The following is an 11046-nucleotide window of genomic DNA, read 5'->3' as shown; positions in this document are numbered from 1 at the left end:
AGGTGCGACGCCCGCCCCCGTCGTCGTGCGGAGGGCTCGCGAGAGCCGTCAGGCCAGGACGACGTCGAGGTCCGCGAGGACCGCGGGCGCCGCGATGACCTCGATCCGCGTGATCCGGCCGCCCTCGATCCGGACCGAGTAGACGCCTCGCGCGACGCCGCCCGGCGCGTAGGCGGCACCGGGGATCCCGTCGACGAGCGCGACGGACGCGCCCGCGGCGCGCCCCGCGAACACGCGCGCGACCGCGTCGGCACCGGTGATCGACGACGCGAGGAGCGGGGCGCCCTCGTCCGCGTGCGGGGCGGCCGAGGCGATCACGGCGTCGTCGGCGCGGAGCTCGACGTCGGGGTCGAGGAGCTGCAGGAGCCCGCCGAAGTCGCCCTCGCGCGCCGCGCGGAGGAACACGTCGACAGCCTCGGTGCGGCGGCTCCGGTCGCCCTCGGGGTCGGCACCGCGCACCTTGCGGCGTGCCCGCGACGCGAGCTGCCGGGCCGCCGCTGACGACCGGTCGACCACGGGAGCGACGTCGTCGAAGGACAGCCCGAAGACGTCGTGGAGCACGAACGACAGCCGCTCGAGCGGGCCGAGCGAGTCGAGGACCGCGTCGAGCGCGAGGCCGACGTCCTCGGCGCGCAGCGCGGTCTGCTCGGGTCCCTCGACCGTCAGGTCCTCGGCGGCTCCGGTCTCGTCGGGGAGCTCGTCGCCCCAGGTGTCCGGGCGCGCGCCCCGGCGCCGCAGGTGGTCGACGCACGCCCGCGAGACCACGGTCGTCAGCCACGCCTCGAGGTTGTCGATGGTGGACGCGTCGGTGCGCTGCAGGCGCAGCCACGCCTCCTGCACCACGTCCTCGGCGTCCCAGACCGACCCCAGCGTGCGGGTCGCGATGGCGCGCAGCCGGGGACGCTGCGCGACGAAGGCGTCGGCGAGCTCGTCGGGCGACACGCCCGGGAGGGTGTTCGTCGGTGTCACAGGCATTCCTCACGTCGGTCCGGGCGGCCGGTCGGCCGCCGCCTCACATCGTCGTGTCACATCCTCGCGGGCGCATCCGACGTAGAGGCGTAACCCTCAGGACCACGGAAGGACCTCGCCATGACCAGCTCCGCCTCCCCCACCACCTCCGCGCCTCACGAGGACCTGCGCTCCGCGGTCCGCGGTCGCGTCTGGCTGCCGGGCGACGCCGGCTTCGACGACGTCCGGCTGCCCTGGAACCGGGCCGTCGACCAGCCCGCCGCGGCGGTCGTCGAGGCGGTGGACGCCGACGACGTCGCGGCCCTCGTCCGGTACGCGGCCGAGCGCGGCGCGACCGTCGCCACCCAGCCGAACGGGCACGGCGCGACGGGGCGTACCCGCGATGCGATCGTCCTGCGCACCGGCCTGCTCGACTCGATCACGATCGACGCGGAGGCGCGCCGCGCCGTGATCGGCGCGGGCGTCCGCTCGGGTGCGCTGCAGGCGGCGGCCGCCGAGCACGGGCTCACGGCGCTGCCGGGAAGCTCGCCCGTCGTCAGCGTGACCGGGGTCGTCCTGGGCGGCGGCCTGTCCTGGTTCGGGCGCGCGTTCGGCTGGGTCGCCGACTCCGCGACGGCGTTCGACGTCGTGGACGCGGCGGGCCGCCCGCAGCACGTGACCGCCCAGACGGATCCCGAGCTCTTCTGGGCGCTGCGCGGCGGTGGCGGCGACCTCGTCGTCGTGACCGCGGTCGAGCTCGCGCTGCACGCGGCGCCGGAGGTCTTCGGCGGCCGGGTCCTGTGGGCCGGCGAGCACACGCGGGCGGTCGTCGACGCGTACCGCGCCCTGACCGCGGACGCCCCCGACGAGCTCACCGCGTGGCTCTCCCTCGCACAGTTCCCGGGCGCCGAGCCCATGGTCGCGATCGACGTCACGTACCTCGGGGACGAGGACCGGGCTCGAGCGCTCCTCGCGGCCCTCGACGCGCTGCCCGCCCCGATCGCGGACACCCGCCGGGCGATGACCGTCGCCGAGCTCGGCAGCATCACCGGCGAGCCCACCGACCCGGCGGCCGGCCTCTCGCACACCGAGCTGCTCACGGCGCTCGACGACGACGTGGTCGCCACCCTCCTCGCGGGGCCCGTCGCGCCCCTCGTCGCCGTGCAGATCCGGCACCTCGGGGGCGCGCTCGCCCGGCCGTCCGACAGCCCGCACGGTGCGCTGACCGAGCCGTACGCGGTCTACCTGTTCGGGCTCCCCCTCGGCCCCGACGTCGCGGCGGCGGTCGGGGCGCGGCAGGCCGAGCTCGCGGCCGCCCTCCCCACGAGCGGCCGCAAGCCCGTGACGTTCCTCGCGCCCCACGAGACGCTCGGGGACGCGCTCGGGGAGGCGGCGATGGCCCGGCTCCGGGCGCTCAAGGAGGACCGCGACCCCCGCGGCGTCCTGCGGAGCAACTTCCCCGTGCGCTGACTGTCACGTCCGCGGGGGCTACCTGGTCGATGGGGTGAGACACACCATCAGGAGGTAGTCGTGAGAAGGATCCTCGTCGTCGGCGGAGGCTACGCCGGCTTCTACACCGCCTGGCACCTCGAGCGTCGGATGCGCCGCGGGGAGGCGGAGGTCACGCTGGTGGACCCGCGGGGCTACATGACCTACCAGCCGTTCCTCCCCGAGGTCGCGGCCGGGTCGATCGAGCCCCGCCACACCGCCGTCTCCCTCCGTCGCCACCTGCGGCGCACCCACGTGGTGACGGGATACGTCACGTCGATCGACCACGCGCACCGGTCCGCCACCGTGCGCACGGCCGACGGTCTGCCCCGCACGCTGCACTACGACACGATCGTCGTGACGGCCGGCGCGGTGACCCGATCCTTCCCCATCCCGGGGCTCGCCGAGGAGGGCATCGGGTTCAAGCACGTCGAGGAGGCGGTCGCCGTCCGCGACCGTCTCCTCACGTCCTTCGAGCGGGCCGCGTGCCTGCCCGCCGGGCCGGCCCGCTCCCGGCTCCTCACGACCGTCGTCGTCGGCGGCGGGTTCACGGGTGTCGAGGTCTTCGGCGAGCTGCTCGGGCTCACCGCGAGCCTGGTCCGCCGCTACCCCGAGATCGACCCGTCGGAGCCTCGCCTGCACCTGGTGGAGGCCCACGACCGGATCCTCCCCGAGGTCACGGAGCGGCCGGGCCGCTGGGTGGTCCGCCACCTCGAGGGCCGGGGCGGCATCCTCCACCTCGGCACGACCGTCCGGTCCGCCGAAGGCGGGCACGTCGAGCTCGCGGACGGCACCTCCGTCGACGCCGGGCTCCTCGTCTGGGCCGCCGGCAACGGCACGAACCCGGTGGTGGCACGCCAGACGGACCTGCCGGTGGACGAGCGCGGCCTCGTGGTCGCACGTGCCGACCTGCGCGTCGGCACCGACGAGCACTCCGTCCCGCACGCCTGGGCCGCCGGCGACAACGCCGCGATCCCCGACCTCGCCTCGCCCGTGCCCGGCGCGCGCACCGTCCCCAACGCACAGCACGCCGTCCGGCAGGGCCGCCTGCTCGCGCGCAACATCCTCGCGGACCTGCGCGGCCGCCCACCCCGCCGCTACGTGCACCACAGCCTCGGGACGGTCGCCACCCTCGGGCTCGGGCACGGCATCTTCCAGTACCGCCGGATCGTCGTGACGGGCCTTCCCGCCTGGCTCATGCACCGCTCGTACCACGTGCTCGCGGTCCCCACGTGGGAACGCAAGATCCGCGTCGCCCTCGGCTGGACGGCGAGCCTCGTGCTCGGACGCGACATCGTCGCCCTGCCCACCGTGCAGAAGCCGCGCGCGGCCTTCCTCGCCGGCGGCGAGCCCGACCTCCTGCTCCACGACGCCGTCCCGCCCCACGACGTGGCGCCCGTCACACCCGAACCTGTCACGACCGAGGCCGCCGCCCGGTCGGTATGACGACCGGGCGGGCACGCCCCGCCCGGGACCCGCACTGTCCAGCAAGACGGAGGGAAGAACCATGAAGATCGTCGTCATCGGCGGCACCGGCCGCATCGGCTCCCAGGTCGTCACCGCGCTGCGCGAGCAGGGCCACGAGGCCGTCGCCGCGGCCCCCAGCACGGGCGTGAACACCCTGACCGGCGAAGGCCTCGCGGAGGTGCTCCAGGGCGCCGACGTCGTGGCCGACGTCGCCGGCTCGCCCACCTTCGTGCCCGAGGAGGTCCTCGACTTCTTCACCCGCTCGACGACCAACGTCCTCGCCGCCGAGCAGGCGGCGGGCGTGCCCCGCCACGTCGCGCTCTCGATCGTCGGGACCCGCCGCCAGCCCGAGAACTCCTACTTCCAGGCCAAGGTCGCGCAGGAGGACCTCGTCCAGGCCGCACCCGTCGAGTGGACGATCGTGCACGCCACCCAGTTCTTCGAGTTCCTGCCCACCCTCGCCGACTCCCAGACCGTCGACGGGGTCGTGCGCGTCCCGCCGGTCGCGTTCCAGCCGATGGCGTCCAGCGACGTCGCGGCTGCGGTCGTCGACGCCGTCCTGCACGGCCCCGCGAACACGGACGTCGAGGTCGGCGGACCCGAGCGCTTCCGCTACGACGAGCTGCTGCGCGCCGAGCTCACCGAGGCGGGCGACCCCCGCGACGTCGTCACCGACCCCGACGCCCGCTACTGGGGCGCCCTCGTCGACGACCACTCGCTCGTGCCCGAGGGCGACCACGTGGTCCTCGGCAGCACCACCCTGGCCGCATGGAAGAAGGCGCAGGCCGAGCAGGCGGCGTGACCGCGACAGCGCCCACGTCGACGCAGGTCACGGCCGTGCGGCCGTCCCACCCGGGGCGGCCGCACGCGCGGCCCGCGCGCCCTAGTCTGTTCCCCGTGACCCCCTCGACGGCACCCAGCACCGCCCCGGACGACAACACCGGCACCGCGGTCCACGACGACGGCCTCGCCGGCTTCCTCGACGTGCGTCCCCAGCTGTTCGGCATCGCCTACCGGATGCTCGGATCCGTCGCGGACGCGGAGGACGTCGTCCAGGACGCGTGGATCCGCTGGCAGAACGCCGACCGGCGCGGAGTGCAGAACCCGGCCGCGTTCCTCACCACCACCACCACCCGCCTCGCCATCAACGCCGCCACGAGCGCGCGGGCGAGACGCGAGAGCTACGTGGGCCAGTGGCTGCCCGAACCTGTGGACACCGCCGCCGACCCGCTGCTGGGCGCCGAACGCGACGAAGCCCTCGAGCTCGCCGTCCTCCTGCTGCTCGAGAAGCTCAACCCCGTCGAGCGCGCCGCCTACGTCCTGCACGAAGCCTTCGGCTACCCCTACCGCCGCATCGCCGAGATCCTCGAGACGTCCGAGCCGAACGCCCGCCAGCTCGCACGGCGCGCCCGCCTCCGCCTCACGTCCGAACGCACCGCGACCGCCCCCGCACCCGTGCAGCGCCGCCTCCTCGAGGCGTTCGTCGCCGCAGCCCGCGGCGGCCGCGTCGACGAGCTCGAACAGCTCTTCGCCGAGGACGCCGTGTCCTACTCGGACGGCGGAGGCAAGGTCTACGCGTCCCGACGCGACATCGTCGGCCGCGACCGCGTCGTCAACTTCCTCGACAACGTGATCCGCAAGTACTGGTCCCGGTCCACCTTCGAGATCGCCGACGTCAACGGCGGCGAGGCCCTCGTCGTCCGCGACCCCGCCGACGAGCCCATCGCGCTCCTGTCCACCGACGGCTCCGACGCCGGCATCGAGAAGCTCCTCGTCATCCTCAACCCCGACAAGCTGGAGCGGTTCCGGCGCTGAACGGCCCACCGCTCACGGGAGGAAGTGGACGGCTTGCTCGACGGCCGCGCTCGCGGCCCGGGACGACCGCACGTGGTTGAGCATCATGACGTGGTGGATCGTGCCGTTGTAGCGGACGCTGGTGGTCGGCACGTCCGACTCGGCCAGGAGACGGGCGTAGGCCTCGCCCTCGTCCCGCAGCACGTCGTTCTCGTCCGCGAGGACGAACGCCGACGGCAGGTCGGTGAGCTGGGCGTGCGTGGCCCGGAGCGGCGAGACGGTGATCTCGGTGCGGACGTTCTCGTCGGGCGCGTAGCCGTCCTAGGACCACGCCATGGCGGCGGCGGTCAGGTAGGGGCCGTGCGCGAACTCGACGTGGCTGGGCGTGTCCTGCGCGGCGTCCGTGACCGGGTGGTAGAGCGACTGGTGGACGAACGCCACGTCACCGCGGTGCTTCGCGAGCGGCGCGAGCGCGGCCGCCATGTCCCCGCCGCGTCCGTACGCACCGGGCGTCCGCAGCTCGAGGACCCGACGCCGGACGCCGTCGTGCGCGAGCCGGCGGCGGGCCAGGTCGGCGAGCTCGTGCTCGGCCGCGAGCAGGTTCTTCGTCGCGGTCTCGGAGAACCGGCGCGCCTGGCGTGCGGACAGCGTGGTGCGGTTGCTCACGTCGACGACGGCCTCGACCCCGGTCAGCGACCGCGCGAGACCGGCGCCCGTGAGGACGTCCGCGCCGGACGCGCACGACAGCGCGCGACGGCAGTTGTCTTGACTCACTCAAGACAACCTGTAGCCTGAGGCGCATGTCGCCCGACTGGAGCCGCGCCCTGCGCGACGCGGGCCTGCGCGTCACGCAGCAGCGCCTCGCCGTCCTCGACGAGCTCCAGGCCGCCCCGCACGCCGAGGCCGACGAGCTCGTCCGGCGCCTCGAGCCCCGCCTGGGTGCCGTGAGCGCGCAGACCGTCTACGGCGTCGTCGCCGCCCTCGAGGAGGCCGGCCTCGTCCGGCGCATCGACCTGCCCGGGCACGCGTGGCGCTACGAGACCCGCGTCGCCGACAACCACCACCACCTCGTGTGCCGCGCGTGCGGGACGGTCCAGGACGTCGACTGCGTCGTCGGCGCCGCCCCCTGCCTCACGCCCTCGGACACGCACGGCTTCACGATCGAGGCCGCGGACGTCGTCTTCTCGGGCCTGTGCGCCGACTGCACCGCCCGGCGCGGCTGACCCCTTTTGCCCTGTCACCCACCGGAAGGATCCCCTGTGTCCACGTCCCCCGAAGAGCACGGCGTCGTCGTGACCGACGACGACACCACCCAGCCGATCGAGGACGGCTGCCCGGTCCCCCACGGCGCGCGAGCCCCGCACCCGACCAGCGGGAACGCGAACAGCGCGTGGTGGCCCGAGCGCCTCAACCTGAAGATCCTCGCGAAGAACCCGGCCGTCGCGAACCCGCTGGGTGAGGACTTCGACTACACGTCGGCGTTCGAGGCGCTCGACCTGGCCGCCGTGAAGCAGGACATCGCCGAGGTCCTCACCACCTCCCAGGACTGGTGGCCCGCGGACTTCGGCCACTACGGCCCGCTCGTCGTCCGGATGGCCTGGCACAGCGCCGGCACGTACCGCGTGCTGGACGGCCGCGGGGGCGGCGGCACCGGTCAGCAGCGGTTCGCCCCGCTCAACAGCTGGCCCGACAACGTGAACCTCGACAAGGCGCGACGCCTGCTGTGGCCCGTCAAGCAGAAGTACGGGCGCAGCCTGTCCTGGGCGGACCTCATGATCCTCGCGGGCAACGTCGCGCTGGAGACGATGGGCTTCGAGACCCTGGGGTTCGCCGGCGGTCGCGTGGACGCCTGGGAGCCGGACGACGACGTGTACTGGGGCCCGGAGACGACCTGGCTCGGCGACGAGCGCTACCACGGGGAGCACGAGCTCGAGCGGCCGCTGGCGGCGGTCCAGATGGGGCTCATCTACGTCAACCCGGAGGGCCCGGCGGGCAACCCGGACCCGCTCGCGTCGGCCCACGACGTGCGCGAGACGTTCAAGCGCATGGCGATGGACGACGAGGAGACCGTCGCGCTCATCGCGGGCGGGCACACGTTCGGCAAGACGCACGGCGCCGCGCCCGACAGCAACGTCGGCGCCGCCCCCGAGGCCGCGGACCTGGGCGACCAGGGCATCGGCTGGACGAACGCCCACGGCACAGGGCACGGCGACGACACCATCACCTCGGGCCTCGAGGTGACGTGGACGTACCACCCGACCCGCTGGGACAACGAGTTCTTCCACATCCTGTTCGCCTATGAGTGGGAGCTCATGGAATCGGCGGCGGGCGCGAAGCAGTGGCGCCCGAAGGACGGCGGCGGCGACGACATGGTGCCGTTGGCGCACTCGGACGGGCGGCGCGAGCCCCGCATGCTCACGTCCGACCTCGCGCTGCGCGTCGACCCGGTGTACGAGCAGATCGCGCGCCGCTTCAAGGACGACCAGGACGCGTTCGCCGCGGCGTTCGCCCGCGCCTGGTTCAAGCTGACGCACCGTGACATGGGCCCCGTCTCCCGCTACGTGGGCGCCGAGGTCCCGGCCGAGCAGTTCCTGTGGCAGGACCCGTTGCCCGCACCGGCCGGCACCCTCACGGCCGACGACGTCGCCGCGCTCAAGGCGGCGGTGCGCGCCTCCGGCCTCACCGTGACCGAGCTCGTGTCGACGGCGTGGGCGTCCGCGTCGTCGTTCCGCAGCAGCGACAAGCGCGGCGGCGCGAACGGTGCGCGCATCCGCCTGGCCCCGCAGAAGGACTGGGCCGTCAACAACCCGGCCCGGCTCGGCCGCGTCCTCGCGACGCTCGAGCAGGTCCGTGAGGCGTCCGGCACGGGCGTCTCGATGGCCGACCTGATCGTCCTCGCGGGCGGCGTCGGCGTCGAGCTCGCGGCCGAGGCCGCCGGGCACGCCGTCACGGTCCCGTTCACGCCGGGCCGCGTCGACGCCACCCAGGAACAGACGGACGTCGAGTCCTTCGGCTACCTCGAGCCGGTCGCGGACGGGTTCCGCAACTACGTGGGCCCCGGCGCGGCCATGCCGGCCGAGTACCACCTGGTCGACCGGGCGAACCTGCTCGCGCTGAGCGTGCCCGAGATGACGGTGCTCGTCGGCGGCCTGCGGGTGCTCGGCGCGGCCCACGACGGGTCGGCCCACGGCGTGCTCACGCACCGGCCGGGCGTGCTGACGAACGACTTCTTCGTCAACGTCCTCGACATGGGCACCCGCTGGACGGCGCTCGACCCGGGCAAGCACGCCTACCAGGGCGTCGACCGGACGACGGGCGAGGTGAGGTGGGTGGGCACGCGCGCCGACCTCGTGTTCGGCGCGAACTCCGAGCTGCGCGCCGTCGCCGAGGTGTACGCGTCCCGTGACGCCGAGCGTCAGCTGGTCGACGATTTCGTCGCCGCGTGGGTCAAGGTCATGGAGCTCGACCGCTTCGACCTGCACCGCTGACGTCGGCGGCACGGGGTCACGGCCCGGGACGCTCGTCTCGGGCCGTGACCCGTCGTGCGCGGCACCTCGCTCGCGACGAACCGGTTTCTGGTGTTTCTCGGGCGCGCCTCTTGTCTGACATGCGCTTCGCGCGGCATTGTCTGTAACCGGTTCCCGACCTGGGACCAGCGCCGCCCGCCACGGGCGCGCCTGTCGACGACGACACTGGAGGCCCGCATGCTCACGCCCCACTCCCGACGACCGCGCCGCCGTGCGCGCCTGGTGCCGGGTCTCCTCGTAGCGCTGCCGGTGCTGGCGCTCGCCGCCCCGGCGGGCGCCGTCGCCCGGCACGACGGCGACGCCCGGGGTGGCGCGGACCTCGTCGTGGCCGCGGACGGGTCCGGCGACGCGACGACGATCCAGGGGGCCGTCGACCTCGCGCCGGCGGGCTCGTCCCGCCCGGTGGAGATCCTCGTCCGGCCGGGCGTCTACCAGGGCCGCGTCGTGATCGGGGCCGACAAGCCGCGCCTCAGGCTCGTGGGTGCCACGGGCGACCCCGGCGACGTCGTGATCACGGACGACCGGGCGAACGGCACCCCGAAGCCCGACGGAGGGACCTGGGGCACGTCGGGGAGCGCGACGGTGACGGTCGCGGGCGACGGGTTCGAGGCCCGCGACGTGACGTTCGCCAACGGGTTCGACGAGGCGGCCCACCCCGAGATCGCGAACCGTCAGGCCGTCGCGGTCAAGACGACGGCGGACCGGGTCGTCTTCGACCACGTCCGGTTCCTCGGCAACCAGGACACCCTGTACCTCGACTCCCCCGCCGTCGACGTGCCCGCGCGCGTGTACGTGCACGACAGCTGGATCGAGGGCGACGTGGACTTCGTCTTCGGCCGCGCGACCGCGGTGATCGACCGGTCGACCATCAAGGCGCTGCGCCGGACCGGCACCCCGAACGGGTACGTGCTCGCGCCCAGCACGTCGGCGTCGTCCGCGCACGGGTTCCTCGTGACGCGCTCGCGCCTGATCTCCGACGCCGACCCGGGCAGCTACGCGCTGGGACGCCCGTGGCACCCGAGCAGCGCCCCCGACAACGAGCCGCGCGCCGTCGTGCGCGACTCGTACCTCGGCCCCCACCTCGCCGTCGCCGCCCCCTGGGCGACCATGGCGGGCTACGACTGGACGGCGGGCAGCAACGCCGAGCTCCACAACCGTGGCCCGGGCGCCCTCGTGACCCCCGAGCGTCCTCAGCTCGACGCGGCGGGCGCCCGGGCGAACACGATTGCCGCCTACCTCGCGGGCGACGACGGCTGGGCGCCCCAGCACGGGCTCGCGGGCGAGTCCGGCGAGGATCAGCGCGGGGTGAGGCGGTAGGCGCGCGAGCCCCGTGCCCATGCGGCGACGAGGTCCTCGGCCACGGGTGTGCCGTCGTCGGCGCGGCGGACGTCGTTGAGCGACGCGAACGTCTTGTTCTCGCGGCACATCACCGCGTACGCGGCCACGACGTCCTCCTGCGCGGTGAGTACCTCGACGTCCACGGTCCGACGCCGGCCCCGCAGCCGGACCTCGAGGGGCTCGCCGGTGCGGAGGTTGCGACCCCACCGAGCCGGGGTGCCGACCAGGAGCGACCCCTCGTGCGCCGCGTACGCGACCGGGACGGTGTAGCGCCTCCCGGACGTGCGCCCGACGACGTACAGGGTGACCAGGCGCCGCCCGGCGACCCGGTCGAGGCCCGGGGTGCGCAGCACCGCCCGGACGATCCGGTTCGCCAGGCCCTGCGCCGCGATCGTCCGGGACTCGCCGGTGGTGGGGCTCGCGCCCGTCGCTGCAGGGCTCGCGTTCGTGGTGGGGTCGCTCATGTCTGGCTCCTCGTCGTTAC

At 74.4% G+C, this 11046-nt stretch carries 10 protein-coding genes and 1 pseudogene; 7 read left to right on the top strand and 4 right to left on the bottom strand.

All coding sequences use genetic code 11. The features are described from left to right. Positions 1 to 48: 48 nt before the first annotated feature. The gene (locus ACFT5B_RS02670; RefSeq protein WP_386796423.1) at positions 49 to 969 is read right to left on the bottom strand and encodes a sigma-70 family RNA polymerase sigma factor; all 921 of its coding nucleotides are present in this window, start codon (positions 967 to 969) and stop codon (positions 49 to 51) included. Positions 970 to 1089: 120 nt separating this feature from the next. Here ACFT5B_RS02670 and ACFT5B_RS02665 point away from each other — a divergent pair, with 120 nt between their 5' ends. From ACFT5B_RS02665 to ACFT5B_RS02650, 4 genes are all read left to right on the top strand, one after another. Further along, the gene (locus ACFT5B_RS02665; RefSeq protein ID WP_386796422.1) at positions 1090 to 2418 is read left to right on the top strand and encodes an FAD-binding oxidoreductase; all 1329 of its coding nucleotides are present in this window, start codon (positions 1090 to 1092) and stop codon (positions 2416 to 2418) included. A 60-nt stretch (positions 2419 to 2478) separates the two neighbouring features. Then, on the top strand, positions 2479 to 3882 hold the full coding sequence (locus ACFT5B_RS02660) for an NAD(P)/FAD-dependent oxidoreductase (RefSeq protein ID WP_386796421.1): 1404 nt from the start codon (positions 2479 to 2481) through the stop codon (positions 3880 to 3882). 61 nt (positions 3883 to 3943) lie between these two features. After that, positions 3944 to 4705: an SDR family oxidoreductase gene (locus ACFT5B_RS02655; RefSeq protein ID WP_386796420.1), complete on the top strand. Its 762-nt coding sequence runs from the start codon at positions 3944 to 3946 to the stop codon at positions 4703 to 4705. 95 nt (positions 4706 to 4800) lie between these two features. Further along, positions 4801 to 5718: an RNA polymerase sigma-70 factor gene (locus ACFT5B_RS02650; RefSeq protein ID WP_386796419.1), complete on the top strand. Its 918-nt coding sequence runs from the start codon at positions 4801 to 4803 to the stop codon at positions 5716 to 5718. A 12-nt stretch (positions 5719 to 5730) separates the two neighbouring features. Here ACFT5B_RS02650 and ACFT5B_RS02645 read toward each other — a convergent pair. After that, positions 5731 to 6000 (bottom strand): annotated as a pseudogene (locus tag ACFT5B_RS02645) (alpha/beta hydrolase fold domain-containing protein); the annotation flags it as partial. An 18-nt stretch (positions 6001 to 6018) separates the two neighbouring features. Continuing rightward, positions 6019 to 6471 carry an alpha/beta hydrolase fold domain-containing protein gene (locus ACFT5B_RS02640; RefSeq protein ID WP_386796418.1) on the bottom strand — a complete coding sequence of 151 codons (453 nt, stop codon included), beginning with the start codon at positions 6469 to 6471 and terminating at the stop codon, positions 6019 to 6021. Between the two features lie 26 nt (positions 6472 to 6497). On the opposite strand from ACFT5B_RS02640, the gene ACFT5B_RS02635 reads away from it, so the two are divergent. The 3 genes from ACFT5B_RS02635 to ACFT5B_RS02625 all read left to right on the top strand — a co-directional run bounded on the left by ACFT5B_RS02635 (position 6498) and on the right by ACFT5B_RS02625 (position 10541). Beyond that, positions 6498 to 6920 carry a Fur family transcriptional regulator gene (locus tag ACFT5B_RS02635; protein WP_386796417.1) on the top strand — a complete coding sequence of 141 codons (423 nt, stop codon included), beginning with the start codon at positions 6498 to 6500 and terminating at the stop codon, positions 6918 to 6920. Positions 6921 to 6956: 36 nt separating this feature from the next. Beyond that, positions 6957 to 9185, top strand: coding sequence for a catalase/peroxidase HPI (gene katG, locus ACFT5B_RS02630; RefSeq protein ID WP_386796416.1), 2229 nt, complete (start codon positions 6957 to 6959; stop codon positions 9183 to 9185). Positions 9186 to 9401: 216 nt separating this feature from the next. Next, positions 9402 to 10541, top strand: a complete 1140-nt coding sequence (locus tag ACFT5B_RS02625) for a pectinesterase family protein (RefSeq protein WP_386796415.1) — start codon at positions 9402 to 9404, stop codon at positions 10539 to 10541. Here the strand turns inward: ACFT5B_RS02625 and ACFT5B_RS02620 are convergent. Then, the gene (locus ACFT5B_RS02620; RefSeq protein ID WP_386796414.1) at positions 10520 to 11026 is read right to left on the bottom strand and encodes a hypothetical protein; all 507 of its coding nucleotides are present in this window, start codon (positions 11024 to 11026) and stop codon (positions 10520 to 10522) included. The two genes, ACFT5B_RS02625 and ACFT5B_RS02620, sit on opposite strands and share 22 nt — an antisense overlap. Positions 11027 to 11046: the final 20 nt, after the last annotated feature.

The organism is Luteimicrobium sp. NPDC057192 (genome assembly GCF_042670205.1).
Lineage (GTDB): Bacteria > Actinomycetota > Actinomycetes > Actinomycetales > Cellulomonadaceae > Luteimicrobium.
Note: the sequence above shows the minus strand (reverse complement) of the source record. Positions and strands in the feature narration are given on the sequence as shown.